The following is a 26,694-nucleotide window of genomic DNA, read 5'->3' as shown; positions in this document are numbered from 1 at the left end:
CCTCGCGAAAGCGGGGATCCCGCTTCTTCTTTGTTCGGCGCCATCGCAAAGGCAGCGGAATTCCCACTTTCGCGGGAATGACGGGTGTTTGCAAAACCTGCTTTTCCACCTAAGAACAAATCATGATCGCACGTCTCAGGGGGGAACTCGTCAGCACCGGCATTGACCATGCCGTGATCGACGTCGCGGGGGTCGGCTATCTGGTCGGCGCCTCCGCCCGCACGCTCGCCGCCATCGGCCCGATCGGCGGCGCGGTGACCATCCATACCGAGATGCTGGTGGCCGAGGATTTCATCCGCCTGATGGGCTTCGCCACCGCAGACGAGCGCGACTGGTTTCGCTTGCTCACCTCGGTGCAGGGCGTCGGCGGCCGCGTCGCGCTCGCGATCCTGTCCGCGCTTGATTCATCCGAACTCCAGCGCGCCGTCGCCAGCGGCGACAAGGCGATGGTGTCCCGCGCGAACGGCGTCGGCCCGAAACTGGCGCAGCGCATCGTGATGGAATTGAAGGACAAGGTGGGCGGCATCGCGCTCGCACCCGGCCTGCCGACATCTGCGCCGGTGGCCGGTGCTGCGGCGGATGCTGTGTCGGCCCTGCTCAATCTGGGCTTCAAGCCGGGCGAGGCGAATGCCGCGGTGAACGCTGCTGAAGCCGATCTGGGCGAAGGCGCGACGCTGGATGCTTTGGTGCGGCTGGCGTTGAAGAAGGCGGCGAAATAACGTGTCTCGACTTCGCTCGACACAAACGGATAAATTTGTTCCGCTCCTCCAGAAACCGTTTGTCCCGAGCGAAGTCGAGGGACGTAGGTGACATGACCGACACCGATCGCCTCATCACCCCAATCCGCAAGCCGGAAGACCTGGACGCGGCGCTCCGCCCCAAGACGCTGGACGAGTTCGTCGGCCAAAAGTCCGCGCGCGAGAATTTGCGGGTGTTCATCGAAGCCGCACGAGGCCGGGGCGATGCGCTGGATCATGTGCTGTTTTTCGGCCCGCCCGGTCTGGGCAAGACCACGCTGGCGCAGATCATCGCGCGCGAACTGGGCGTGGGTTTCCGCGCGACATCGGGGCCGGTGATCGCCAAATCCGGCGATCTGGCGGCTTTGCTCACCAATCTGGAGGATGGCGACGTCCTCTTCATCGACGAGATCCACCGCCTCAATCCCGCGGTAGAGGAGGTACTCTATCCCGCGATGGAGGATCGTGCACTCGATCTGATGATCGGCGAGGGGCCATCCGCCCGCTCGGTCCGCATCGATCTCCCCAAATTCACGCTGGTGGGCGCGACCACGCGGCAGGGGCTGCTCACCCAGCCGCTACGCGATCGCTTCGGCATCCCCGTGCGCCTGCATTTCTACACCGTGGACGAGTTAGAGCAGGTGGTGCGCCGCGCCGCGCATCTGCTGGCGCTGCCGCTGGCCGACGATGGCGCACATGAGATCGCCAAGCGCGCGCGCGGCACCCCGCGGATCGCCGGACGGCTGCTGCGCCGGGTGCGCGATTTCGCCAATGTGGCGGGCACGCCGATCGTGGACGCGCACGCCGCCGACGCCGCGCTCAACCGGCTGGAGGTGGACAAGCTCGGCCTCGACGCGATGGATCGCCGCTATCTGATGATGATCGCCGACATCTATCGTGGCGGGCCGGTGGGCGTGGAGACGCTCGCTGCGGGTCTCAGCGAACCGCGCGACACGATCGAGGAGGTGATCGAACCGTATCTGATCCAGCTCGGCCTGATCGCCCGCACCGCGCGGGGCCGCTGCCTCAACAGCCGCGGCTGGCTGCATCTGGGTCTGAACCCGCCGCCCGAAGCCGGGCAGGATGGTCTGTTCGACGGGAAGTGAATCCCTCCCCCCTCGGGGGAGGTGGCACGCGCAGCGTGACGGAGGGGTAGTGGCCGCGCTCGGTGCGCGCGACTGCCCCTCCACCACCCTTCGGGCGGTCCCCCTCCCCCTTTCCGGGGAGGAATGGCTCAAGACCAATCGTTACGCCAACGGGCCGAATGGGGGTTCACCCCTTATCCCCCAGCGGCTAAGGCACCTCCGATGACTTCCGATCAGCCCTATGCAGGCCATTTCGCCGGCAAGGCGCACCATTTCGCGGTCCGCGTCTATTTCGAGGACACCGATCTGTCGGGCATCGTCTATCACGCCAATTATCTGCGCTTCATGGAGCGCGCCCGATCGGACATGCTGTCCTGCGCCGGAATCGATCAGCGCGCGGCGCATGACGGCGGCGAAGGCGTCTATGCCGTGGCCGATCTCACGATCAAATATCGCCGCCCGGCGAAACTCGATGACGCATTGCTCGTTGTCAGCCGGGTGAAAGAAATCCGTGCCGCCACCTGCCTTATTCATCAAAGGGTCATGCGCGGCGACGAAATTGTAACGGAAGCGGATGTGCTTGCGGCGTTTCTCTCCCCCAATGGGAAGCCCAGGCGTCAGCCGCGCTTATGGGTCGAAGCGTTCGAGCGGCTGCTGTGAAAACAAGGATTAGAAAACCGCGATGAATGCCGTCACGCTCGCCACCGATGCCACCTCGCTTTCGCCGCTGGCGCTGTTTCTCCAGGCCGATATCGTGGTCAAGGGCGTCATGCTCGGCCTGCTGCTGGCCAGCATCTGGACCTGGGCGATCATCATCGGCTTCGCGCTGAAGCTGAGCAAGACCGCCAGCGCCTCGGACAAGTTCGAGCGTGATTTCTGGAAGGCGGACGATATCGACACCTTCTTCAAGCTGCACAGCGAATCCGATCTGCCCAGCGCGCGCGTGTTCGTGGCGGGGATCACCGAATGGCGTCGCTCCACCGTGGCGGGCAGGCCGGTCGATCGCGAAGGCACCCGCGCGCGCTTGTCCACCGCAATGGGCAGCGGCATCGCGACCGAGGTGGACAAGATGTCCGAACGGCTGAACATGCTGGCCACGATCGGCAGTGTCGCGCCCTTCGTCGGCCTGTTCGGCACGGTCTGGGGCATCATGCGCGCCTTCACCTCGATCGCGGCGGAACAGAATAGCTCGCTCGCGGTCGTCGCGCCGGGGATCGCCGAAGCCTTGTTCGCCACCGCGATCGGCCTGTTCGCCGCCATCCCCGCGGTGATCGCCTACAATCGCTTCAGCCACCGCATCAACCGCATCGAAGCCAAGCTCGGCCGCTTTGCCGATGGCTTCCATTCCACGCTCAGCCGCGAGCTGGAGAGCGTGGGCTGATGGGCATGGGCCAGCTTCCCTCCTCCCGCGGCCGCGGTCGCCGCGCGCCCATGGCGGAGATCAACGTCACGCCGTTCGTGGACGTGATGCTCGTGCTGCTCATCATCTTCATGGTCACCGCCCCCCTGCTTGTCACCGGCGTGCCCGTGAACCTGCCGGACAGCCGCGCCAAGGCGCTGGATCAGGATCAGGAGCCCGTTCAGATCACGCTCGATGCCGACGGCCGGCTGTTCGTGGATGATGTGGCGGTGGCCGATGCCGCACTGCCCGAAATTTTGGCGACCAAGCAGCCCGCCGAAGGTCAGGATGCGCCGCAAATCTTCCTGCGTGCCGATCGCGCACTGCGCTATGATCGCGTGATGGGCGTGATGGGCGAGCTTAACCGCGCCGGGCTGAACAAGGTTTCCCTGGTCACGACGCAGGGCGGCGAGGCGTCCGCTGCGGCGCCGAATTGATGGACCGGGCCGAACGCACCAGCCTCGGCGTGGCCGTGATCGGCCATGTCGCCTTGTTCGGCCTGCTCTCGGTCGGCTTCAGCCCGAATGACGCGCTGAAGCTGCAGCCCGAGACGATGGATGTCACGCTGAGCGACGAGGTGGCGCTGCAGAGCGCCTCGCCCACGCCCGACGCGCAGCCGCCCGCCGCGCAATCGCCCGATCCTGCTGACATGGATACGCCCGAAGCGCCGACGCCCGAGCCGATGCCGCAGGTGCAGCCCACGCCCCAGCCGCGCGTGCAGCCGCAACCCGCCAAGCCCCAACCCACGCCGCAACCGCAGCCCAAACCCAAGCCAGCGCCCGCCAAGCCCGCCGCAGCGGCGAAGCCCGCAAAGCAGACCCCGGCGAAACAGCCGCCCAAGCAACGCGGTTCGCTGGGCGATCTCACCAAGGGTTTGAGCGACAAGCCCCGCACCAATGCGGCTTCCGCGGGGGCACCGGCGTCCACCGTCGGCCCGGCCCAGAAATCCGCTCTGGCCGCGGAAATCCGCCGCCAGCTCAAGCCGCACTGGAAAGCGCCGACCGGTGCGGACGCCGATCAGTTGCGCACCGAACTGGCGATCAGCCTCGCCCCCAATGGCAGTATCACCGATATCCGTTTTCTGCGCACCACCGGCGTGACGGACAGCAACCGTGCGCAGATGCAATTGCATCGTGAAAATGCGATCAAGGCGGTCAAGCTGGCCGCGCCGTTCAAATTGCCGCCCGCGCTTTATGATGCGTGGAAGACCATCAATCCTGTATCATTCGATAAAAGGCTCTGATCATGACCCGTTTCCGCACCCTCGCTCTTGGCCTGTGCGCCACCGCGCTGACCACCGTCTCCCCGCTCGCGGCGCAGGCCGTGTCCCCGCCATCGGTCTCCACGGGGGAATCGGGCCTGAGCGTGGACGTGACCGACGAAAGCGGCGACGATCTCGTCATCGCCGTGCCCGCGCTCGCCACGCCGCAAGCGGTCGCTACACCCGCGGGATCGACCGAAGCGCTCGGTCGTCAGGTCGCCGAAGTCATCACCGCCGATCTGCGCAATTCGGGCCTGTTCCGGCCCAAGGGTCCGGATTCGGTGCGCGGGATCACCTTTGGCGAGGTGACCGCGCCGGCATACACCTATTGGCGTGGCGCCTCGTCCGAAGCGCTGGTTCAGGGCTTCGTCCGCGCGAAGGGCGATGGCAAGTTGACCGTCGGCTGCTATCTTTACGACGTCGCGCTGGGCACCGAACTCACCCGCCAGGGCTTCGATATCGCGCCGGGCGACTGGCGGCGCGCCGCGCATAAATGTGCCGACGCCATCTATGCGCGCCTTTCCGGCGAAAGCCCGTTCTTCGATAGCCGCATCGCCTATATCGCCGAAAGCGGCCCTAAGGATAATCGCGTCAAGCGGCTGGCGATCATGGATTCGGACGGCGCGAACCACCGCTTCATCACCAATGGCCAGTCTATCGCGCTCACCCCGCGTTTCTCGCCGGATTACAAGCAGATCGTGTATCTGAGCTATATCGGCAAACGCCCGCGCATCTATATTTACGATATCGGCACCGGCAAACAGAAGCTTGTCACCGAAAGCGTCAACCAGACCTTTTCGCCGCGCTTTTCGCCCGATGGCCGCTTCATCCTCTATTCCATGTCGGTCAGCGGCAATACGGACATCTACCGCGTCTCCGCCGCGGGCGGCGGCACGCCCCAGCGGCTGACCAATTCGCCCGGCATCGATACCGGGGGCAGCTATTCGCCCGATGGCAGCAAGATCGTGTTCGAAAGCGATCGCGGCGGCAGCCAGCAAATCTATGTGATGAATGCGGACGGCTCCGGCCAGCAGCGGATCAGCTTTGGCGGCGGGCGTTCGGCCACCCCGGAATGGAGCCCGCGCGGCGATCTGATCGCCTTCACCAAGATCGGCGGCGGTTTCCGGGTCGGCGTGATGTCGCCCACCGGCGGTGGCGAACGTCTGCTGACCAATGGCTGGCAGGATGAAGCGCCAAGCTGGTCGCCCAATGGCCGCGTGATCCAATTCTTCCGCTCCAGCCCCGGTCGGTCGGGCAAGTCCGCCGTGTGGCAGGTGGATCTCACCGGGCGCAACGAGCGCAAGATTCCCACGCCGCTGGATGGATCCGATCCGGCCTGGGGACCGTTATTGCCGTGAAACGTGTAATTCTGTTATCGTAACAACCCCGTGGGGGCACGGGGAAGGAACAGGGTGGGTTTGAGTTTACTATGAAGAAGGAAACCGACATGGCCCGACTGGCTACCAAACTGATCCTCACCGCGAGCCTGCTCGCTGTCGCCGCGTGCGGCAAAAAGGAAGTGGCAGACGCGCCGCCGCCGCCTGTGGACAACAGCACTGGCACTGAAGTGGTCGACACGGGCGTGGACAATGTTCCCGTGCCCGGCTCGCAGGGTGATTTCCTTGCCAAGGTCTCGTCCGATCGCGTCTTCTTCGGCTTGGACGAAGATGTGCTGACAGACGACGATCGCGCCACGCTGGACAGCCAGGTCGGCTGGCTTCAGCAATATCCCAATGTCCGCGCGACGATCGAGGGCCATTGCGACGAACGCGGCACGCGCGATTACAACATCGCCCTGGGCGATCGCCGCGCCAATGCGGCAAAAAGCTATCTAATCTCCAAGGGCGTGGCCGCGGGCCGCCTGACCACGGTGAGCTATGGCAAGGAACGCCCGGACGCCGTGGGTTCGGATGAATCTGCCTGGGCGCAGAACCGCCGCGCCGTCACCGTGACGCTCGGCTGATCGCTTCAAAGCCCCTCTTCCGTTGGGAGAGGGGCTTTACCCTTCAAAAGCAAATCCCGTCTTGCCCGTCACCCCGGCACGCGCCTAAGATTGCACGATCGGGACAAAGCAGCCTCCCGGTCAGGCGTTCCCCGCCCAAGCGTTGCGGCATCATCCGGGCTTTCGGCCCGGATAGAGGGGAATTGTATCTATGGCCGAGCCATCATTTCGTGAACTGACGACGACTTTCGCGCGCATCGGCATTTTGAGCTTCGGCGGCCCCGCCGGGCAGATCGCGCTGATGCACCGCGAACTGGTCGATGACAAAGGCTGGATCGAGGAGGGTGCCTATCTGCGCGCGCTCAATTTCTGTCATCTCCTCCCCGGCCCCGAAGCGCAGCAATTGGCCACCTATATCGGCTGGCGGCTGCACGGGTTGAAAGGCGGGCTCACCGCCGGATTGCTCTTCGTCATCCCCGGCGCGGCGATCATTCTGGGTCTTTCCATCCTCTATGGCTATGCCGCGAACCTTGCCTGGTTTGACGCCCTGTTCCTGGGCATCAAGGCCGCGGTGCTGGCGATCGTCGTGCAGGCGCTGATCCGCATCGGCCGCCGCGCGCTTAACAGCCCGTTCAAGCGCATCCTGGCCTTTGCCGCCTTCCTGGCGCTGTTCCTGTTCAATCTGCCTTTCCCGCTGGTGGTGCTCGGCAGCGGTGCGATCGGTATGGTGGTGGCGGCCGTCCGCCCGGATTGGCTCAAGCTCGCGCCGCCCAAGCCCGTCGATGCGCCGCCAACGCCGCGCCGCGCGATCATCGGGCACACGATACGCGCCATCATCGCCTGGGGCTTGATCTGGGCCGCACCCATGGCGCTCGTGCTGCTGATGCTCGGTCAGGAGCATATCCTGTGGAAGATCGGGGTCTTTTTCTCGCAATTGGCGGTGGTCACGTTCGGCGGCGCTTATGCCGTGCTGGCCTATATGGCGCAGGAAGCCGTCCAGTCGCATCACTGGCTCAATGCGGGCGAAATGGCGGACGGGCTGGGCCTGGCCGAGACCACGCCAGGGCCGCTGATCATGGTCACCCAGTTCGTGGGCTATCTCGCTGCCTTCCGCGCGCCTGAACCCTTCTCGCCGCTGATGGCCGGCATACTCGGCGCGGGGCTGACCACCTGGGTCACCTTCGCCCCCTGTTTCCTGTGGATCTTCGCTTTCGCGCCCTGGATCGAACGGCTGGAACATGCGCGCAAGCTGCAGGGCGGGCTCGCCGCGCTCACCGCGGCCGTGGTCGGCGTGATCGCCAATCTCACGGTCTGGTTCGCGCTCCATATCCTGTTCACGCGCGTAGCAGAGGCGCACGCCGGCCCGGTCCGATTCTATGTGCCCGATGGAGAGAGCTTCGCCTGGACCACCGCCTTGCTGGCGATTCTGGCCGCCATCCTGCTGTTCGCGTTGAACCGCGGGGTGATGGTCACCCTCGCCATCTGCGCCGCCGGCGGACTGCTGCTGGGCGCGCTGTGAGAAATCCGGCCTCCCTTTGCGATAAAGGGAGGCCGGGAAATCAATGAACGAAACGCGCCACCACGTCGCGATAGCTGCGGCTCACCTTCACCTGCGCGCCCGAGTCGAGCACCAGGAAACATTCGCCATTGGTGTGCGGCTTCACCTGCTTGACCAGATCGAGATTCACGATCGTCGAGCGGTGGACCCGCTGGAACCGCCGCGGATCGAGCCGCTTTTCCAGATCCTTCATCGTCTCGCGCAGGATCAGCGTGTTATCGCCGGTATAGATGCACATATAATCGCCCGCGGCATCAATCCGTTCGATCGTGTCCACGTCGACGCGGAAGATCTGCCCGCGGTCCTTGATGTTGATAAGCTTTTCGAACCGGTTGGAGGCATGAGCCTCGCTCGCCTCGCCCATATTCTCCACCGCCTCGGGTGCCACTTCGGTCAGCACTTCCATCAGCCGTTCGGCCTCTTCCGATCCGCGCTTTTCGGACAGGCGCTGGCGCACGCGCTCCAGCGTATCGGCCAGACGCTCGGGCTCCACCGGCTTCATCAGATAATCCATCGCATCCGCCTCGAACGCGCGCAGCGCGTGATCGGAATAAGCGGTGACGAACACGAAGAGCGGCGGCTCCACCTCCATCATCCCCTGCACGACGGAAAAGCCGTCGAATCCGGGCATCTGGATATCAAGGAACACCAGATCGGGCTTATTGGTCTTGATCGAGCGGATGGCCTCGCGGCCATTCAGGCATGTGTCGATGATTTCCACATCGTCATGCGCTTCCAGTCTGAGTTGAAGCCCTTGTATCGCAAGGCTTTCATCGTCGACCAGAATGGTTCTTATCGTCATGCGGCCTCTTTCGGCTGTTCATCCACTATCATCGGGAACTCGATCACAACGCTGAACCCCCCAGATGGTTTCGAACCCGCATCGAAACGATGATCGGGGCCGAACGCCTGGGCAAGGCGATCGCGAATGTTGGCGAGACCCACGCCTGTCGAGAAGCTGGGCCTTGCGATCGCGTCCTTCAAGCCCGGACCGGTGTCGGACACGGTGATCTGCACCCGATCTCCGGCCAGCCGCGCTTCGACGGAGATATCCGCCCCTTCTTCCTGCGGCGTCACGGCATATTTGATCGCATTTTCCACCAGCGGCTGCAGCAGCAGCGAGGGCAGCCGCGCCTTCGATACGGTCTCGTCGATCGTGAAGTGCGTGCGCAGCCGCGTTTCGAAGCGCATCTTTTCGATTTCTAGATAGAGTTTCAGCGTCTCCACCTCCTGCTCCAGCGTCACCTGCGCCGTCGGTTCGTTCGCCAATGTGTAGCGCAGAAAGCTGGACAGGCGGGAGAGCATCGCATTCGCCCGCTCGGTCTGCTTGAGAAGCACCAGCGTCGAGATGGAATTGAGCGTGTTGAACAGGAAATGCGGATTGAGCTGATAGCGCAGCATGGCAAGCTGCGCCGCGCTCGCCTGGCTGTCGAGCTGGACAAGCTGATCCGCCTGCTCCTCCACGATCAGGTAGAAATTGATTGCATAATAAAGCGATGACCAGGCCGCCAGGACCGTGAAATCGATGAACAGCGTGCCCAGCACCAGCGATGTGGCAAAGGGTTCGTCGGGTCGGTTGATCGTGGAAAACACCCAGGCGTCGATCGTTGCATAGAGCAGCGTCGCCAGCGCGACCGCGCTGACCGATACACCCCAGGTCACCAGCCGGGTGCGGTTGATGACAAGGCGGTACATCACTGCGAGGATCAGGGTGAGCGAATAGCCGGTGACCACATGGATCAAGAGCGGCACCATGCGCTCCAGCGCGAAACCGTTGGAGAAACTGGAGATGGCGCGCAGCATCAGATAGCCCGCCCAGCCCGCGGACTGAAGGTTCCAGAACGCCCTGTTCTTGTCGTCGAAGAAGGGGCGCTTTTCGAGGCCGATGACTGCCATATCCGTGCCTTATGCGATTGTGACGGCCAGGTGAAGGCCGGGCGCACATAGGTCCATGCGCATTGCAATGCCGCCGCGCCGCGCTATCCTCTCGGTCAAAAGACGCCAGGGAGAAAGCCGCCATGACCGCCGAGCCGCAGGATCGCGCGCAGTTCACCGCGATGACCGAGGGCAGCCAGCAGGACTGGACGACCATCGCCAGCCATTTCATCCCCTTTGCAGCGCGCGGCGGACGGCGCGTGCTCGATCACCTCAAGCTGCTCGACGGCGATTACGGCGGCTTTCCGGTGGACCGGCTCCAGCATTCGCTGCAGACCGCCACCCGCGCGCACCGCGACGGCCGGCCCGATGATTATGTGGTGATGGCGCTGATCCACGATATCGGAGATACGCTGGGTGCGTATAACCATCCCGATATCGGCGCGGCCATCATCAAGCCGTTCGTCTCCGAGCAGTTGCACTGGATCACCGCCCATCACGGCATATTCCAGGGCTATTATTATTTTCACTATCTCGGCATGGACCGCGACCTGCGCGAGACTTACCGCGGGCATGAGCATTTCGAGGCGTGCGCGGAATTCTGCGAAAAATACGATCAATCCGCCTTCGATCCGCAGTATGAAAGCGCGCCGCTGGCGTTTTTTGAGCCGATGGTGATGACGCTGTTCGAAAAGCCCAGGCAGAGCCTTTATGCGGGCGCTGGCGCGCCGGCCTAAAAAGCGGACCGCACGCCGATCCGCGCCCCTGAATGGCGGTCGGCGAACACATTTTCCACATCGGCAAAGAGCTTGAGCCGCCCGCCGCGGACAAGGGACAGCGGCAGATCCTGATCGATGTGCAGATCCACGCCGAGCGCACGTCTGTCGGGCGGTGCCCATCCCCATATCGATGATGAAACACAGGTCGTTACACACGGCCGGAAGGATCGCCATTCGCCGAACAGGCTAAGCCGTGTTTTGTAATCCGCGACGAAAGCGTGAGCATAATCCAGCGCGAATTTGATCGTGCTGCGGACGTCATCGGTGAAGCGCGGGTGAGCCGCCTGCGCGGGATCACCATCCTGCACATCATGCCGGATATAGGCCACATTCGCGGCAAGCCCGAAATCGAACTCAGTCGCGATGCGCGCCACCGCGGTGAGCGCGTCGGCGTGATCGGGGAACAATGGATCGCGGCGCACCGCGGCATAGACGATATCAGTGCCCAGCCGCCACCCGTCGCCAAACGGGCCGAGGTCCATCACATAATCAAGTGACAGGCTGGATTTCCAGAGCGAGGGCAGCCTGGAACCGGGATCGAACGCGATCGGCGCACCGACGGGCTCGAGCATGGGATCGCCCGGCATCTGCAGTCCCGTCTGGGTAAACAGGCCAGCGCCGCCACGCAGCGTCAACCGCTTGCGGGGTCGCCACGTCGCGCTGATGCGCGGCTGGACCACCGACCGGGCTTGGCCGCTGATCCGGCGCGCATCGAGGCGCAGGCCATAGGTGATGTTCAGCGCGGGATCCGCATCCCAGCTATCCTGCACCCCCGCGCTATAATGAGACGCCGCATGATCGCCGGCGCGAACCACGCCCGGCAGCGACACGGGTGCGATCCGGATCGTCTCCCGCTCATAGCCGAGCACCGCCTTCAGCGCGTGGCGGCCAAGCTGCAGATGGGCCGCGACCACGCCACCCATCGCCTGCGCCCGCGCCGCCGTGACGGATGCCCCGGAAACGCGTTCGATCCGGCGATAAGTGAATTGCGCCTGCGTGGACAAGCGCGTGCTCCAGTCCGAATTGAGGTGCAGCGCGGCGGCATCGGTCGTCTCGCCGGCGCGCCATCCGCCCGCGCCGTCGCGCGGCGCGAAATCATGATGGATATAGCTCAGCGCCGCGCGCTGGCCTTCGGCCGCATTCCAGTCGATCTTCGCGCTATATCGCGAGTCGCGTCCCGCGCTCCCCAGCGATGCGCGATCATTCTCAAGGCGTTCATGGGCCAGTGCGAAGAACAGCCGATCCCGCGCGACCGGACCGGACAGGAAAGCGCCATAGCCTACGCCGTCGCGATCCACGGCGCTGCTGACGAACGCCGTGCCGGAAAACGCATTCCCGCCCGATCGCAACACCGCATCGATCGTGCCGCCCGGTGCCTCCGACACGTCATAGGGTGCCATCTTCACGGCGAGTTGCCCGATCGCGTCGAACGATACGGGGCCATGCGCGCCGGCCAGGCGCACGCCATCCACCGACAACCCGCCAACGCCCGCCGGCCCCGCCCTCACGAACGAATCCACAAGCGGATCGCGCCGCGCGACATAACGGATCTCGCGCCGCACCGATGCGACGCCCGCGATCTCGGCAGGGTCGTAAAGCGTCATCGGGCCGGCGGACAGACGCGTGGCGCGCAGCGTCTCCACCGTCACCAGCAATTCCTGCTGCGCTGCCAGCCGGATCGGCAGGCGCAGCGGCGCGCCCGCCGCCAGCATGATCCCGCTCACGCTATAGGTTTCGAAGCCAGGCGCTGCGATGGTCAGTATATAAGGTCCGCCCGCGCGCAGCCCGGTCATCAGAAAGGCACCAAGCGCATCGGCCGTGGTGCGCGATCGCGTCCCCGTGGGGCTGTGTTCGATGACCACCTCAACGCGCGCGACCGGCCCCCTGGCGGCGGTCACCTCACCCCGGATTGCGCCCGTCACCGCCTGCGCGCGCACCGCAGCCGGCGCGATCAGCGCGCAAGCCGCCAGGCCAGGAAGGATCAGCCGATTCATCGCCCCAGCCATAGCGCCGCATGGCCGCGTGCACATCTCGCAATCGACGCCGCCACGGCGATCCGTGCGCCGAAAGCTCCAACGCAAAACCGCCGCCCCTTGCGGGACGGCGGCCTTACTTTTTTATCTGACGTAAATCAGAACCCGATAACGACCGAGCCGATAAAGGTTCGCGGTGCACCGATCTGCACGAACGGCAAGTTGCTTGCGGCAACGAAGCCCGAGTCTAGACGTCCATCGAAGCCACCGACATAGAGCTTGTCAAATACGTTGGTCACGTTGAGCTGGAAATAGGTCTTATCACCAAGCCCAAGCGGCGCAGCGCTCAAGCGAAGGTCAAGATCAACCAGCGTGTAAGCTGGAGCTTTCGCTCCATAAACCTGCGTACCGCCAGTTGCGACGCCGCCAGAGATCGTGCCGCCAAGCGTGAAAGGCTGATTGAGATCGTTGACGTAGCGAGGACCGGTGCGTTTGGCTTGGACGCCCAGTTCTACGAAGCCGAGATTGGCCTGCGCACGACCACCAAACGTGTAAACCGGCGAACCCGATTCACGCTTGCCGGCGGTTTGCGCAAAAATCTCTTGCCCGATTGCAGTACAGCCGATCGCCGCGTTCAGCGCTGTGCATTCGCCGTACAGCACGTTGTCCTTGATCTTTGACTTAAGATACGAACCGAAGGCGTAAAGCGAGAAGAAGTCTGTGGGGCGATAAGAAATACTACCGTCTACTCCATATTTATCAACCTGTCCGAGATTCCGATAAAGTGTCCGGTCTGTCTCGGGGTCATAAGCTGAAGCCAGACGGTTGCTATACTTCGTATACCATACCGAAGCCTGCGCCTGCAGACGACTTGTGCGGTAGCGAACGCCAACGTCGAAATTGTCCGTTGTCTCTGGACTTGGGTTTGCCGAAGGCGTGTTCGCAGCAAAGAAGAAGCTATTGTACAGATTGTCCGTGCCCGGCACCTGCACACCCTTCGAATAGTTGCCGAAAACGCTTGCCGACGAGGCAACATCAAAAACAAGACCGACGTTTGGCAGCACTTTGTTATATTTCAGCACGCGACGCTGCGGCCCCTGAATGGCGGGGTTCAGCGTACCATATTGGGTTGCACCCGCAGCGTTCGAACCAAAACATTCGACGAAGCCGGTCGCACTTGAGGTAGCGCAATAGTTTGTCAGATCACGCTTGAAGAAAGGAGCACGGACGCCTGCATTGACCGTCAGAGCACCAAACTGGCCGCGATATTCGCCCGAGACCTGATTGAGGATTGCCTTCGAAAGACGGTCACGTTTCTGAAGAACCGCACCAGTTACGTCCTGAAGCGGGTTATTCGTTTCAGGAAACGGAACGACCTGCTGACCATCGACGGCGAGGAAATTGACTTCGCCGGTCTGACGATGGCGGGCATAATCAAGGCTATACGCAATACGAACGGTGTGTTGGTCGTTGATATCATAACGCAGTGACGAGATCAGGCCATAACGACGAGTATTTGTTTCGCTGGGCGCAGCCACACGAACCGAGTCAAGCGAATCACCGTCGCCATTGAGATCCCGGCCGAAATAGGGAGAACCCGCAAGATAACCAGCGGAGCAGTAGATCGCTGGTGTGATCGCCCCGGCTGCGGTGCCGCATGTGCCAGTGCCGCCCGTTGGGTTAATGTCGCGAAAGCCCTCGCGGCCGACAGCCGTACCGCCGCCATTTGCGCGGACATATTGGAAGCTCGGATCAACGCTCAGCACGAGGCCATCGGCCAATGTGAAGCGAGAATTGACGCGAATGTTGCCCGTGTTTGACGGGTTAAGGCGCTCGTCGAAAGTTGAGCCGCAGCTCGTCGCCGCGTCTGCCGTGCCAGCGATGGCTGGCATCGTGGTGGTGCAATATGGGATAACATAATCGCGTTCGTCGCGATTATTCGGGAACCGGCTGGGAACAGCGCCAACGCTATCGTCGCGGAACGTCACCGACCCGAAGCGATTGTTACGCGCTTCGTTATAATGGGCAGCAACCGAGATGAAGTCTCCATTGTCGCCGAGCGGCTGATAGACCTTGGCGTTGAGCTGCATTTTGTCGATGATACCACGGTTGCTAAACAGCACATCGTTCGTTGATTTCGAAGCCGCGAAAAATGCCTTGGTCCCAACAGCGGTGAACACCCCGGTATCGACCGATCCGAAGATGCGGAAAAATTGGGAATCGCCGACCGAACCGACAGCCTTAACGCTGAATTCATCGGTAGGATTGCGTGTGCGATAGTTGACGGTCGAACCGGAGGCCGCTGCGGTGGGGCTGTCCACGTCGGTGGTGCCGAGGTTGACGTTGACCTGCTCGATCAGCTCGGAATCGAGCTGCTGGCTCGAATAGATCGCATAACCACCCGAGTCGTTCAGAGGGACGCCGTCGAAGGTTTGGCTGATGCGCGTATTGTCGAAACCACGGATGGTCATCGTGCCGCCAGCAGAGCCGAACGGATCGTTATTCTGAAAGCTGACGCCGGGGAGCTGGTTGATGATGTCGTTGACCGACTGGCCAGGCGTCTGACGAGCAATGAACTCTTGGTTCAATACTGCCTTGGCTTTAGTTGTATCGGGAACCACGACGCCCGCAACGCCATCGTTGACGCTCGCCCCCGTCACGACGATTTCCGAACCTTCGTCGAAATCGATCGAGCCGGTCGACTGCGCGAATGCGGCGCCCGGTATCATCAGGGCAGCGGTCGCCACCGTGTAAAGCAATGTCTTCTTCATATATTGTCCCCTTGGCAGCCGAAGCCACGCGTGCAAGATTCGCAATTTGCCAATACCGTTGCAGTGCAGCAAACTCGCGGCTCCTTAAAGCCCGAATTGTTGCGCGCAGATGACAGCGTTCATGAATCTTTCAGGGGCGATGCAAATGCGCAACACTCGCCGCACGGCGCAAGGCTGCGCCCTGGAGACATTTTGTAAAAAATGAAGGAATTCCGGGCTTATTCGCCCTTGGGTTTGCCGCGGTTCGCATAGAGCAAGGCGGCGACCAATGCGGCCGATCCCACCCCGACGCCCATGCCGATGCCCACATTCTTGTAGAGCCGCGCCTTGGCCGCAGCGGCCTCCTTGGCCAGCTTCAGCGCTTCCGCGCCATCTTCCTCATGGTCGGCTTCGTCCAGTCCGGGTTCGTCACTCACGCTCACACTCTCCATCATGCCGCCGCATCATGAACCACCACGCCCGCCGATTCCAGAGTCAAACGCCGCAAACCGACCAAAAATACTCGCGCCGGTTCATATCCTGAAGCGGCAGCGGAAGTAGGCTAAAGCGCACGATGCTGCCGACGCTAAGCGCTCGCGTCGTCACCCTCATTCTTTGCGCGCGTTTCGACGAGACGCTCACCGCCCAGTGCCTTAAAGCGCTCGGCTGCGAGCCATTGAAGGCGGACCGCCTGAGTAGCAAGCGTCCGACGCAAGCCCGGAGTGCGAAGTTCTCGCTCTGCAATGACCTGCGCCAACCTCGATATCACCATAGCACGCCGCGCAATCCGGGTGTCTGGATGAGATCGGAGCCTCGCGACTTCGCCGGTGATAATTGGAGGTTGATCGATCACTGGCGGCACCTCGCACGGCTGGGCCGGCGGGGGGTTCTTCTCATTGAGGATAGCGTTGAACCGGCTTTTTTCCACCAGTATCTCAAATACATGGCGCTCGAGACTATTGAGATGCACCACGGCATCCTCCCAGCCTTGAGGGTCATCCTTCTTTATGATCTTCTGGTATTGGAGAAGCGGCCAAACCCTGATCTGTTTCACTTCATAAGGATCAAGAACCGACATCGCGACCGCGTCAGTACGCTGATTAGTCAGATGCCTTCCCACGCGACCCGACAGACTCTCGCGAGTTTGACCGACATAGATTGGCTCTCCGTCATAATCTACGAACGCGTAAACGCCCCACTTGACCGAGCCTAAGGATGCAACCGCCGGCTTTTTACCGTCCGTTAAAGGTGGATCGGGAAAGAGCTCAGGTCACTCAGACAGGGGCCGCGCGAAGAATGCCTTCAGACCACGACGAAGTTCTGTAGTGTCAAAAGGTGGGTCGCGGGTATCGAGTAGCATTTCAGCCGAGGCCACTCCAAGCGATAGAGCAGCAAGCATATCGCTTTGCCCATCATCGGATTCATTCACCGTCTATTCCGCCGCAACGGCGTATTGACGAGTGATGGCCTGCATCTGCAGCACCGGCTCCAAGATGAATGCAGCCAGATGCCGCACGACAGGAACGGCAACCCCGTCTCCCGCGACGTGGTAAGCGTGATTATAATTGCTCGGCAGTTTATATTGATCTGGCAACCCCATAAGCCGCGCAGCCTCTCTGGGCGCGAGCAGCCGGGAACGGACCCGTTCGCCATCGACCACGAGGATAAGTTGCCGTGACGAACCTCCTGCGGGAGTGCGCAGACATCCGGAGATGCCGTCATCCCGAAGCTCTGCCCGCTGCTGACCCTGGCGGGTTCGCTTGTAAATTGTGCCAATCGTCCTTTGGCCGCGGCTCTTCATCCTTTCGAGCTTGCCGAGATTCCGCTCACTCATCATCGAAATAAGACGATCCGTCTCTGAAGATGTATGCCACCGAAGTCCCTCTGGATTATCATCAATGATGGACTCTAGCTTCCTTCTCCGTTGAATGTCAGGCGTAGGGAGATTCAGCCACAGCCAAGCATCTTTCGCACTGTCGGTCATGCCTCCAAACGCCGCCACGAGTGGGCCGGGGTGCCAAGGCAAGATCGGAGACGCCGTAAGGATGTCGTCGGGGATCGTAAGATCGGCCCTGATCGCGACGATAAATACCCTCGGGCGGGAGTGAGGCACGAAGTGTATGGCATCGATCAGCACGGCACCGAATCTGTATCCGGCGCGCGCGATGCAATCCCCAATAGCGGCGAAGTCGCGTCCTTTATTGGCTGTGAGGACGCCGGACACGTTCTCCAACACAATCATATTGGGCGCGCGGCCATCGGCTTTTAGGCCGAGCATCAGCTTCCAAAACGCCCAAAAAGCACCTGAGCGTGTTTGACTACCTGAATCAGCCGCGCCAATCCCCGCATAATTTCCTGCCAACGACAGGTCTTGGCAAGGGAACGATGCCCAGGCGAGATCCGCCAATTCCGGCACATCTCCCGGCTTAATATCGTTCACGTCCCCGCAGACCATATGTTCGCCGCCCCAGTTGGCGCAATAAGTCGCGGCCTTCATCTCATCGAAGTCATTGGCGAATCGGCACGCCCAATGATGGCCGAGACCAGCTTGCGCCATCCCGCCGCCAGCAAAGAACTCGTAGAACTGCGGCATCGATAGTTAGCCCTTTCGTTCCTCTTATGTTCTTCTCTTAAGATAATGACAAAACGCCGTCAACTGACTGGTTACAAAGCGGGTCGTGATTAGCAATTGAAATGGCTCGCTCCCGCCAATTCCCGTTTTAGGGAACAGATTCACACAATGACAGACAGGAGATATAACTTTGATTTATAAGCGTTTAACTGACTGGCTGGGGCGGCAGGATTCGAACCTGCGCATGGCGGCATCAAAAGCCGCTGCCTTACCGCTTGGCGACGCCCCAGCAGGATGCGCGCCGCGCCTTATAGCGGGGCAAACGCCGGTGGAAAGGGGGGATGGCGACGAACCGGTGCCATCCCCGCTTTTTCACAGTATCTGTTGAATCCAGCCATAGGGATCCGCCGCCTTGCCGCGCTGGATATCGACCAGCGATGAACGGATCCGCTGCGTGAGCGGCCCGGCGGACTGGCCGCCGATCGTGAAGCCGCCCTCGGCGCTCTTCACGCTGCCGATCGGGGTGACCACCGCGGCCGTGCCGCAGGCGAAAGCCTCGGTGAGCCTGCCGCTTTCCGCATCGGCGCGCCACTGTTCGAGCGAATAGAGTTCCTCGCGCACAGTGATCCCCAGATCGCGCGCGAGCGTCAGGATCGAATCGCGGGTGATGCCGGGCAGGATCGTGCCGGTGAGCGGCGGGGTGAGCATAGACCCATCTTCGAACACGAAGAAGATGTTCATGCCGCCCAATTCCTCGACATAGCGACGCTCCACCGCATCAAGGAACACCACCTGATCGCAGCCGTTGCGGATCGCTTCCGCCTGCGCAATCAGGCTGGTGGCGTAATTGCCGCCGCATTTGGCGGCTCCGGTGCCGCCCGGCGCGGCGCGGGTATATTCGCGCGTCACCCACAGCGACACGCTGGGCGCACCGCCCTTGAAATAGGCGCCGACCGAGGATGCGATCACCATGTAGAGATATTCGGCCGAGGGCTTCACGCCGAGGAACACTTCGCTCGCGAACATGAAGGGGCGAAGATAGAGCGCGCCATCCTCATCCTGCGGGATCCAGGCGGCGTCGGTGCGCACCAAAGCGCGGATCGATTCCAGGAAAAGCGCTTCGGGCAATTCCGGCATTGCCATGCGGCGTGCAGACGCATTGAAGCGCCGCGCGTTGGCATCCGGGCGAAACAGTGCCGCGCCGCCATCGGGCCGGCTATAGGCCTTCAGGCCTTCGAAAATCTCCTGCGCATAATGCAGCACGGAAGAGGCGGGATCCATCTGCACCGAACCGCGTGCGGTGATCCGCGCATCGTGCCAGCCCTTGTCTTCGCTATAGCGGATCACCGCCATATGATCGGTGAACACGCGGCCGAAGGCCGGACCGATCAGCCGCTGCGCGCGCTCTTCAGCAGCGACGGGCGCGGTATTGGGTTCGAATGTAAAAACGGGCAGGGCGCCGGAAGACATGCTATGTCCCTCTTTCTGTGGGTTGCGCTGGACTAGGACGCAAGGCTAGATACGTCAATATGGCTGTCCCAACGTCCAGCAGCGCGTCGCCGCTTTTCCTGCGCGAACCCGAAATCCGCCGCGGCGTGGAGCTGCTCTATTTCGGCTATAGCCACATGACCCGCGCGATCGACGACGAGCTTTCGGTGCAGGGGCTTGGCCGCGCGCATCACCGCGCCCTGTATTTCATCGCGCGCCAGCCCGATCTCACGGTGAGCGAATTGCTCCGGCTACTGGCGATCACCAAGCAGTCGCTTGGTCGCGTGCTCAATGATCTTGCCGGCCGCGCGCTGGTGGAGCAACGCACGGGCACGAGCGACCGGCGGCAAAGGCTGTTGCGGCTGACCGCGGAAGGCAGCGCCCTGGAAGCGCGGCTGTTCGAATCCCTGCGCGAAAAGGTTTCCGCGGCTTATGCGCAGGCGGGTCAGGGATCGGTCGCCGGTTTCTGGCAGGTGCTGGAAGGGCTGATTCCCGAGAGTGAGCGCGACGTGGTGGCCGGGCTGCGCAAGTCCTGAGGTCGCGGTTCAGCCGCCGCTTTGCCACAGCTTGATAGCCTCGATCGGCCAGGCCAGCATCAGCACGTTCAGCGTCAGATTGTCGCGAATCACCGCGAGCGCCAACAGTTCGAACCCGATCGCCACCGCGACGGTAACCCACACGGGAACGCGCCGGGCGAAGGCGAAGCCCAGCGCCATCCACGCGACGTCCGCCACGGAATTGATGATGCTGTCCCCAGTATAGCCCAGCGCGATCGTCGCATCGCGATAGCGGTTGATGATGATCGGCGAATTTTCCAGCATCTCCCACGCCGCCTCGATCGAAACCGCCAGGATCAGGCGTTCGCCGGGCGGACGCCGGCGCAGCAGCAGCCAGCCGGCCCCATAAAAGAGAAAACCGTGGATGATATGGCTCGGCGTATACCAGTCCGCGATATGCTGGCTGTTTCCCGAATCGAGCGCGGCGTGCCACAATTCGACAGTGCCGCAGGTGCAGATCGGGTTACGCCCCATCCACAGGAGGAACATGGCCATGCCGATGAGGATCGCAGCGACCACCGCCCAGTGCCGCGCGCCGATATCGCCGATCGAAGGTTTCGTCGCCATGTCCATCCCCCTGCCCCCGCACGCCAAGATTGACGGCGCGCGCTTGCCACGTCACTAGCGGCCATGCCCGATACGATCCAGCCCGACCCGCATGGCTTCAAGCGCCGCGGGGTTCTTTTCATTCTTTCCTCGCCCTCTGGCGCAGGCAAATCGACCATCGCGCGCAAGCTGCTCGCCGCCGATCCCAGCCTGTCCATGTCCGTGTCCGCGACCACGCGGCCGATGCGGCCGGGCGAGGTGGACGGGGTGGATTATCATTTCGTCGATCTGCCCACCTTCAAGGAAATGGCGGCGAACCACGAATTTCTGGAATGGGCGCATGTGTTTGGCCATCGCTATGGCACGCCGCACGCTCCGGTGGACAAGATGCTGAGCGAAGGCCGCGACGTGTTGTTCGATATCGACTGGCAGGGCGCGCAGCAGCTTCACCAGATTGCGGGCGGAGACGTGGCGCGGGTCTTCATCTTCCCGCCCTCGCTGGAAGAGCTGGAGCGCCGCCTGCGCGGTCGCAACACCGATTCGGAAGAGGTGATCGCGGCGCGGATGGACCGGGCGGCCGCGGAAATCGCGCATTGGGACGGCTATGATTATGTGCTGGTGAACGATGATGCGCAAAGCTGTTTCGAGAAGGTGAAAACCATCCTGGGCGCGGAGCGGCTCAAGCGCAGCCGCCAGACCGGGTTGATCGGCTTTGTGCGCGCCTTGACCCGCTGAGGCGGAACTCCGCGCCGGCCCGCCTGTTGACCACGCGGCGGAAAGGGCGTGGATTTCAATCACGTCCGATCGCGGGTGACCTTTGCATCATCCGCCGGTTCCCGCCGCGGACCGTCCCACAAGGAGTGAATGTCTGATGCTCAATATCGCCTCGATCCTGATCGGCCTGGTCGCATTGCTGCTGGCGATACCCGCCTTCATTCCCCTGCTCGGCTGGGCCAATTGGATCGTCATCCCGATCGCTCTGGTCGGTCTCGCGCTCGGTGCGATGTCCAGCCGCAACACGGGGCGCAATCTGTGCATCGTGGTGATCGTGATCGGGATCATCCGCCTTTCGATCGGCGGCGGGATTATCTGATCCTCAATTGCCCGTCTTGCGTTCGGGCACGGTGAACCGGCCGGTGACGCGGCCGCCGCTGGTGCCCGTCACCGCACCGCCGCCACCCACCGTGCTGCCGTCGATCACGCTGCGGCCGCTGGCCAGATCGATCACGAGCCGGCCGCCATTGATGGTGTTGCTGCCCTGCTGAAGCGCGACGCCGCCGACCATCGTGATCAGCCGCCGGTTGACGTCATAGATCGCGACGCTGCCCCGCGCGGTTTCGCCCGGCCTGCGCACCACCACACCGCCCGAAGCATCGAGCCGCTGGATATCCAGCCCGCCGCCGCCATTGGCGTAAGCGACGGTCACGCGGGCGGCGTCCAGCGCGAGATTCGCCTGGCGCACCTGAACATTGCCCGAAAAGACCGCGCGATCGCTGCGGTCCTGAACCTCGATGCGATCCGCCGCCACATCCACCGGCGCGTTGGAATTATGATTGCCGACCGACTGGCCGATCGCGGGCACGCCCAACAGCGCCACCGCCCCGATCGAAGCGCCCAATCCTGCCAGCATCGCTATCCGCATCGTCTTCATCCTATTTCGCCCCCTGCACGATCCGGAGCCGTGCGCGCCCATCGAGTATCACCGTCCGCGCGCCGAGATCGGCACGCATCGTATTCGCGCTGAACGTGCCGAGCGGCATCTTGCCATTCACCGCGCCCGTGCCCGTCACCTGCCGGCTTTTCAGATCCACGCCCACGTCGCTCGTCTCGAGCCGGTAGCCGTCTGCGGCGGTGAACAGCATCGGACCGTCAACCGCGACATTCTCCTGATCCATGTCATAGCGCCCGCGTCCCGCCGTGAGCACGGCGGGGCCATCGGGCAATGTGATCGAAGCGACCAGATCGAACAGATTGACGATCGGATCGTTGGAGCTTTTCTGCACCGCCGATCCTGCATTGAGGGTGAAGGGCTGCCCCTTGCCATCCGCGCCGCGATACACCGCCTTGGTGACCCGCATCCGTTCCTTGGCGACTTCCACCTTATTCTTGTCCAGCACGAAGCTCACTTCATTGCCCTTGGTGAGCGGGGCGATCGCAAGGAATGCCACCAGCACGCCGATCGCGCTGGGCAGCAGCCAGCCGAGAAACCCCACCAGCCGGTCATGCGAACTGCCGGGCGCCGCCCACACCTGCCTGTGGCTGCGGACGGGAACGGCAATCTCAGGCATGGGCGAAGATATCCACCTCCGGCCAGCCCTGCAGATCGAGCAGCGCGCGGTGGGGGAGAAAATCGAAACAGGCCTGGGCGATTTCGGCCCGGCCTTCGCGGGCCAGCCGCACGTCCAGCTCGGCCTTCAGCCGATGGAGATAGCGCACGTCCGATGCGGCATATTCGCGCTGTGCCTCACTCAATTCAGCGCCGCCCCAATCGGAGCTTTGCTGTTGCTTGGAAATATCGGTCTGGAGGATTTCCTTGACCAGTTCCTTCAGGCCGTGCCGGTCCGTATACGTGCGGATCAGGCGCGAGGCGATCTTGGTGCAATAGACCGGCTCGGTCAGCACGCCCATATAATGTTTGAGCGCGGCAATATCGAACCGCCCGAAATGATAGAGCTTCAGCCGTGATGGGTCGGCCAGCACGGCGCGCAGATGGGGCGCGGCATAATCGCTCTGCGGCCCGAAGCGCACCAGATGCTCATCCCCTTGCCCGTCCGATATCTGCACCAGGCAGAGCCGGTCCCGCGGGGTGATGAGCCCCATCGTCTCGGTATCGATGGCAACGGCACCCGGCGCGAGGACATCCGCGGGCAAATCTTCTTCATGGAAATATACGGTCATGCACGGGCCTTACGCGCTAAAGGCCCGCCGCTCAATCTCCCCTGTTGCTGGCCGCTGCCTTCTTCGCCTGCGCGCGGCGGGAGAAGATGTTGAGCGTCTCCACCAGCGCAGAAAAAGCCATGGCCGCATAGATATAGCCCTTGGGCACATGCACGCCGAAACCGTCCCCTATCAGCACCGCACCGATCATCAGCAGGAAACCCAGCGCCAGCATCACCACCGTGGGATTGCGATTGATGAAGTTCGCCAGCGGATCGGCGGCGACCAGCATCACGCCCACCGCGAAGATCACCGCGATCACCATCACCGGCAGATGGTCCGTCATGCCCACCGCGGTCAGGATCGAATCGATCGAGAACACCATATCGAGCAGCAGGATCTGGACGATGGCGCTGCCGAAGGTGAGCGACACCACGGGCGATTCCTTGTCCAGCAGGTCATCCGTGTGCACCGGATCCATCGCATGATGAATTTCGGTCGTCGCTTTCCAGACCAGGAACAGGCCGCCCGCGATCAGGATCAGATCGCGCCATGAAAATTCGGTTTCGAACGCCGGCTCCCCATTGGTGCCCGGCGGGCCGACGATCCCCAGATCGAACACCGGCGCGGTCAGCCCCACGATCCACGCGATCATCGACAGCAGCCCGAGCCGCAGCACCAGCGCCAGCGCGATGCCGATTCGGCGCGCCTTTTGCCGTTGTGATTCGGGCAGTTTGTTGGACAGGATCGAGATGAAGATCAGATTGTCGATCCCGAGCACCACCTCCATCACGATAAGCGTGATCAGGGCTGCCAGGACGGCGGGGTCGGAAAAGAGCGCGAGGATATCCGTCATGATGGCCAATATGTGCCCGCGGGAGATCATGGCTGCAAGAGCACAACTGGTCCTATCGTGCTGGCATTGATTAAATTTGTCGCTCATATACACAATATCGTCTAAGACGAATCACGGCGCGTTGGGTTTTCGCGCCAGGGCATCTGCGCCCATCGCCCGGCGTGCAGGTTCTGAATGGATTATGGGCGAACCGGGAAAGACTAACAGGGCATGGTTTTCGATAGAGGACGCCGCGGAGAGCGCGGCGGGCGCGGCAGAGACAAGCGCGATGGTTTCGGCGATGATAATTTCAGCGGCGGCGGCGGCTTTGAAGATCGCAACAGCGGTAGCCGTTTCGGCGGCGGCGGCGATCGTTTCGGCGGCGGTGGCGGTGGCGGCGGTGATCGCTTCGGCGGCGGCGGCGGTGGTGGCGGCTTTGGCGCGCCTCGTCCGGCCGGCGGCGGCTTCGGCGGCCCGCGTGGCGGCGGTGGCGGTGGTGGCGGCGGTATGCCAGCCCAGGTCGTCGGCGAAGGCAAAGGCGTGGTCAAATTCTTCAACAGCCAGAAGGGCTTCGGTTTCGTCGTCCGTGATGATGGCGGCGAAGACGTGTTCGTGCACATCAGCGCTGTCGAGCAGGCCGGTCTGACCGGCCTGGCCGAAGGCCAGCCGCTCGAATTCACGCTGGTCGATCGCGGTGGTCGCGTTTCGGCCACCGATCTGAAGATCGACGGCGAACCGCTCCCCGTGGAAGATCGCGGTCCGCCGCGGGAACGCACGGAACGTCCCGCAGGCGGCGCAGGCGGTTTTGCCGGCGGCGATCGCGGCGGTGCGCCGCAGCGTCAGCTTACGGGCGAACGCGGCACCGGCACGGTAAAGTTCTTTAACGCGATGAAGGGCTTCGGCTTCATTCAGCGCGATGACGGACAGGCCGACGCTTTCGTTCACATCAGCGCCGTTGAACGCGCGGGCATGACCAACCTCAATGAGGGTGACCGGCTCGAGTTCGACATCGAAGTCGATCGCCGCGGCAAATATGCAGCGGTCAATCTGGCCTCGAAGCACGACTAAGGTCTGATCGCCTTGAAGATTGCGGAAAGCCCGGTGCGCATCAAGCGCGCCGGGCTTTTTGCTGTGCGCCCGCCTTCGGACTTGCAAAAATTTGCTGTGGTGTGAGGATGATCACAAAAGAGCCTTCGGTCCGCGTCTAATCCTGTGGCGAACAAGGAGACCGGTCCCATGGACAATCTGAACGTGAAGCCTCAGGCGGCGATCATCACCCGCACGAAGAATATTCTGCTCCAGCCCAAGGCCGAGTGGGCGGTCATCGACAGCGAATCCGCCACGATCGGCGGAATCTATCGCAACCATGTGATGATCCTCGCCGCCATCCCCGCCGTCTGCGGGCTGATCGGCGGCCTGCTGATCGGGCATAGCGCCTTCGGCATCAGCGTGCGGCCGTCCGTCACTGGCGCCGTCACCGGCGCGGCGATCAGCTATGCACTGACGCTCGCCGGCGTCTATCTGCTCGCGCTGGTGATCGACTGGCTCGCACCCAGCTTCAACGCCACGCCCGATCGGGTGCAGGCCTTCAAGGTCGCCGCCTATTCGGGCACGGCGTCATGGGTGGCAGGGATATTCCTCCTGATCCCCGCGCTCGGCTTTCTCTCTCTCCTTGGCCTTTACGGCCTCTATCTTCTCTATCTCGGGCTGCCGCGCCTGATGAAGGCGCCGCAGGATCAGGCGATGGGCTATACGGTGGTGAGCATGATCGTGGCGCTTGTGATGTTCCTGATCGTCGGTGCCCTTTCGGCACCGCTCATCGGTCTGGCGTCGCGCGCCGCGCCTGCGGATCAGATTTCCGGAGAGCTTGCCATTCCCGGCGTGGGTTCGGTCGATCTCGGCAAATTGGAGGCGGCATCCAAACAGATCGAAGCGGCGGCTGCCAAGGCCCAGAATGGCCAGGCGACGGCGGCGATCGAGCCGGGCCAGCTTCAGGCGTTGCTGCCCGTCGCCTTGCCCGGCATGGCGCGCAGCGAAGTCTCCAGCGCCTCGGCGGGGGCGGGCGGGATCGGTGGATCGCAGGCCGAGGCGCGCTACACCACCGGCGATCAATCCATCCGGCTGGAAATCACCGACATGGCCGCCGTCGGCGCGCTGGCCGCCCTGGGCGGCGCATTGAACGTGGAATCCACCAAGCAGACCGAGACGGGTTATGAGAAAATGGGCAAGGTGGATGGACGGATGACGACCGAAAGCTGGGACGGCCCCTCAAAGCGCGGCGAATATAGCGTGGTGGTCGCCGATCGCTTCATGCTCTCCGCGCACGGCGAGAATGTGGAGATGGCTGCGCTGAAAGGCGCGGTGGCGGCGATGGGAATCGGGCAGTTCGAAGCGCTGGCGAAATAGGGCGGTCAACGCGCCCCCAATCCGTTTGTGTCGAGCGCAGTCGAGACACCTGGG

At 62.7% G+C, this 26,694-nt stretch carries 27 protein-coding genes, 1 tRNA gene and 1 pseudogene; 15 read left to right on the top strand and 14 right to left on the bottom strand.

Annotation, left to right across the window (positions count from 1 at the left end):
* The first annotated feature begins 122 nt into the window (after window positions 1–122).
* From ruvA to chrA, 9 genes are all read left to right on the top strand, one after another.
* A complete protein-coding gene (ruvA, locus tag FHS49_RS17945) occupies window positions 123–719 on the top strand; it encodes a Holliday junction branch migration protein RuvA (RefSeq protein WP_184021541.1) in 597 nt (198 codons plus the stop codon).
* 92 nt (window positions 720–811) lie between these two features.
* The gene (gene ruvB, locus FHS49_RS17940) at window positions 812–1,843 is read left to right on the top strand and encodes a Holliday junction branch migration DNA helicase RuvB (RefSeq protein ID WP_184021537.1); all 1,032 of its coding nucleotides are present in this window, start codon (window positions 812–814) and stop codon (window positions 1,841–1,843) included.
* 201 nt (window positions 1,844–2,044) lie between these two features.
* Window positions 2,045–2,482 (top strand): YbgC/FadM family acyl-CoA thioesterase, encoded by a 438-nt coding sequence (locus tag FHS49_RS17935; protein WP_184021534.1) that lies wholly within the window; start codon window positions 2,045–2,047, stop codon window positions 2,480–2,482.
* A 22-nt stretch (window positions 2,483–2,504) separates the two neighbouring features.
* Complete coding sequence (tolQ, locus tag FHS49_RS17930; RefSeq protein ID WP_184021531.1) at window positions 2,505–3,203, top strand: protein TolQ; 699 nt, start codon at window positions 2,505–2,507, stop codon at window positions 3,201–3,203.
* Window positions 3,203–3,658: a protein TolR gene (tolR, locus tag FHS49_RS17925; protein ID WP_425502712.1), complete on the top strand. Its 456-nt coding sequence runs from the start codon at window positions 3,203–3,205 to the stop codon at window positions 3,656–3,658. Before tolQ ends, tolR begins: the two co-directional genes overlap by 1 nt.
* Window positions 3,658–4,464, top strand: coding sequence for a TonB C-terminal domain-containing protein (locus FHS49_RS17920; protein ID WP_184021525.1), 807 nt, complete (start codon window positions 3,658–3,660; stop codon window positions 4,462–4,464). The genes tolR and FHS49_RS17920 overlap by 1 nt, the downstream gene beginning before the upstream one ends.
* Window positions 4,461–5,840 carry a Tol-Pal system beta propeller repeat protein TolB gene (gene tolB / locus FHS49_RS17915; protein ID WP_425502726.1) on the top strand — a complete coding sequence of 460 codons (1,380 nt, stop codon included), beginning with the start codon at window positions 4,461–4,463 and terminating at the stop codon, window positions 5,838–5,840. The genes FHS49_RS17920 and tolB overlap by 4 nt, the downstream gene beginning before the upstream one ends.
* Window positions 5,841–5,929: 89 nt before the next feature.
* On the top strand, window positions 5,930–6,445 hold the full coding sequence (pal, locus tag FHS49_RS17910) for a peptidoglycan-associated lipoprotein Pal (protein WP_184021520.1): 516 nt from the start codon (window positions 5,930–5,932) through the stop codon (window positions 6,443–6,445).
* A 190-nt stretch (window positions 6,446–6,635) separates the two neighbouring features.
* Complete coding sequence (chrA, locus tag FHS49_RS17905) at window positions 6,636–7,943, top strand: chromate efflux transporter (RefSeq protein WP_184021517.1); 1,308 nt, start codon at window positions 6,636–6,638, stop codon at window positions 7,941–7,943.
* A 40-nt stretch (window positions 7,944–7,983) separates the two neighbouring features.
* On the opposite strand, the gene FHS49_RS17900 is transcribed toward chrA, so the two are convergent.
* Both FHS49_RS17900 and FHS49_RS17895 read right to left on the bottom strand, forming a co-directional pair.
* On the bottom strand, window positions 7,984–8,784 hold the full coding sequence (locus FHS49_RS17900; RefSeq protein WP_184021514.1) for a LytR/AlgR family response regulator transcription factor: 801 nt from the start codon (window positions 8,782–8,784) through the stop codon (window positions 7,984–7,986).
* Window positions 8,781–9,878: a sensor histidine kinase gene (locus tag FHS49_RS17895; protein ID WP_184021511.1), complete on the bottom strand. Its 1,098-nt coding sequence runs from the start codon at window positions 9,876–9,878 to the stop codon at window positions 8,781–8,783. Before FHS49_RS17895 ends, FHS49_RS17900 begins: the two co-directional genes overlap by 4 nt.
* Before the next feature lie 122 nt (window positions 9,879–10,000).
* On the opposite strand from FHS49_RS17895, the gene FHS49_RS17890 reads away from it, so the two are divergent.
* Window positions 10,001–10,594, top strand: coding sequence for an HD domain-containing protein (locus FHS49_RS17890; RefSeq protein WP_184021508.1), 594 nt, complete (start codon window positions 10,001–10,003; stop codon window positions 10,592–10,594).
* Here the strand turns inward: FHS49_RS17890 and FHS49_RS17885 are convergent.
* From FHS49_RS17885 to FHS49_RS17855, 7 genes and pseudogenes are all read right to left on the bottom strand, one after another.
* A complete protein-coding gene (locus tag FHS49_RS17885) occupies window positions 10,591–12,630 on the bottom strand; it encodes a TonB-dependent receptor (RefSeq protein ID WP_184021504.1) in 2,040 nt (679 codons plus the stop codon). The genes FHS49_RS17890 and FHS49_RS17885 overlap by 4 nt on opposite strands.
* Window positions 12,631–12,767: 137 nt before the next feature.
* Window positions 12,768–15,380, bottom strand: coding sequence for a TonB-dependent receptor (locus FHS49_RS17880; RefSeq protein WP_184021501.1), 2,613 nt, complete (start codon window positions 15,378–15,380; stop codon window positions 12,768–12,770).
* Between the two features lie 218 nt (window positions 15,381–15,598).
* Complete coding sequence (locus tag FHS49_RS17875; protein WP_343053019.1) at window positions 15,599–15,796, bottom strand: hypothetical protein; 198 nt, start codon at window positions 15,794–15,796, stop codon at window positions 15,599–15,601.
* 149 nt (window positions 15,797–15,945) lie between these two features.
* Window positions 15,946–16,548, bottom strand: a pseudogene (locus tag FHS49_RS17870) (GIY-YIG nuclease family protein); the annotation flags it as partial.
* 243 nt (window positions 16,549–16,791) lie between these two features.
* Window positions 16,792–17,952: a DNA cytosine methyltransferase gene (locus tag FHS49_RS17865; protein WP_184021498.1), complete on the bottom strand. Its 1,161-nt coding sequence runs from the start codon at window positions 17,950–17,952 to the stop codon at window positions 16,792–16,794.
* A gap of 193 nt (window positions 17,953–18,145) precedes the next feature.
* Window positions 18,146–18,220, bottom strand: a tRNA-Gln gene (locus FHS49_RS17860).
* An 83-nt stretch (window positions 18,221–18,303) separates the two neighbouring features.
* Window positions 18,304–19,401, bottom strand: a complete 1,098-nt coding sequence (locus FHS49_RS17855; protein ID WP_184021495.1) for a branched-chain amino acid aminotransferase — start codon at window positions 19,399–19,401, stop codon at window positions 18,304–18,306.
* A 59-nt stretch (window positions 19,402–19,460) separates the two neighbouring features.
* Between FHS49_RS17855 and FHS49_RS17850 the strand changes: the two genes are divergently transcribed.
* Window positions 19,461–19,955: a MarR family winged helix-turn-helix transcriptional regulator gene (locus FHS49_RS17850; RefSeq protein ID WP_184021492.1), complete on the top strand. Its 495-nt coding sequence runs from the start codon at window positions 19,461–19,463 to the stop codon at window positions 19,953–19,955.
* Between the two features lie 9 nt (window positions 19,956–19,964).
* Here the strand turns inward: FHS49_RS17850 and FHS49_RS17845 are convergent, their stop codons facing one another.
* On the bottom strand, window positions 19,965–20,543 hold the full coding sequence (locus FHS49_RS17845) for a DUF2585 domain-containing protein (RefSeq protein ID WP_221240577.1): 579 nt from the start codon (window positions 20,541–20,543) through the stop codon (window positions 19,965–19,967).
* 63 nt (window positions 20,544–20,606) lie between these two features.
* On the opposite strand from FHS49_RS17845, the gene gmk reads away from it, so the two are divergent.
* Together gmk and FHS49_RS17835 are read left to right on the top strand one after the other, a co-directional pair.
* Window positions 20,607–21,257 (top strand): guanylate kinase, encoded by a 651-nt coding sequence (gmk, locus tag FHS49_RS17840; protein ID WP_184021486.1) that lies wholly within the window; start codon window positions 20,607–20,609, stop codon window positions 21,255–21,257.
* Window positions 21,258–21,393: 136 nt separating this feature from the next.
* Window positions 21,394–21,615 (top strand): hypothetical protein, encoded by a 222-nt coding sequence (locus FHS49_RS17835; protein ID WP_184021484.1) that lies wholly within the window; start codon window positions 21,394–21,396, stop codon window positions 21,613–21,615.
* Window positions 21,616–21,618: 3 nt separating this feature from the next.
* Here FHS49_RS17835 and FHS49_RS17830 read toward each other — a convergent pair whose 3' ends face one another.
* Genes FHS49_RS17830 through FHS49_RS17815 form a run of 4 tightly spaced genes read right to left on the bottom strand, consistent with a single transcriptional unit; the run spans window position 21,619 to window position 24,255 of the window.
* Window positions 21,619–22,164 carry an LptA/OstA family protein gene (locus tag FHS49_RS17830; RefSeq protein ID WP_184021482.1) on the bottom strand — a complete coding sequence of 182 codons (546 nt, stop codon included), beginning with the start codon at window positions 22,162–22,164 and terminating at the stop codon, window positions 21,619–21,621.
* 10 nt (window positions 22,165–22,174) lie between these two features.
* A complete protein-coding gene (locus FHS49_RS17825) occupies window positions 22,175–22,810 on the bottom strand; it encodes an LPS export ABC transporter periplasmic protein LptC (RefSeq protein ID WP_184021480.1) in 636 nt (211 codons plus the stop codon).
* Complete coding sequence (locus tag FHS49_RS17820; protein ID WP_184021478.1) at window positions 22,803–23,420, bottom strand: ribonuclease D; 618 nt, start codon at window positions 23,418–23,420, stop codon at window positions 22,803–22,805. The genes FHS49_RS17825 and FHS49_RS17820 overlap by 8 nt, the downstream gene beginning before the upstream one ends.
* A 31-nt stretch (window positions 23,421–23,451) precedes the next feature.
* Window positions 23,452–24,255, bottom strand: a complete 804-nt coding sequence (locus FHS49_RS17815; RefSeq protein ID WP_184021476.1) for a TerC family protein — start codon at window positions 24,253–24,255, stop codon at window positions 23,452–23,454.
* 210 nt (window positions 24,256–24,465) lie between these two features.
* Between FHS49_RS17815 and FHS49_RS19865 the strand changes: the two genes are divergently transcribed.
* Together FHS49_RS19865 and FHS49_RS17805 are read left to right on the top strand one after the other, a co-directional pair.
* Window positions 24,466–25,302 carry a cold-shock protein gene (locus tag FHS49_RS19865; protein WP_184021473.1) on the top strand — a complete coding sequence of 279 codons (837 nt, stop codon included), beginning with the start codon at window positions 24,466–24,468 and terminating at the stop codon, window positions 25,300–25,302.
* Window positions 25,303–25,470: 168 nt separating this feature from the next.
* Window positions 25,471–26,640, top strand: coding sequence for a Yip1 family protein (locus FHS49_RS17805; RefSeq protein WP_184021470.1), 1,170 nt, complete (start codon window positions 25,471–25,473; stop codon window positions 26,638–26,640).
* Window positions 26,641–26,694: the final 54 nt, after the last annotated feature.

Source organism: Sphingobium boeckii, assembly GCF_014199215.1.
Lineage (GTDB): Bacteria > Pseudomonadota > Alphaproteobacteria > Sphingomonadales > Sphingomonadaceae > Sphingobium_A > Sphingobium_A boeckii.
Note: the sequence above shows the minus strand (reverse complement) of the source record. Positions and strands in the feature narration are given on the sequence as shown.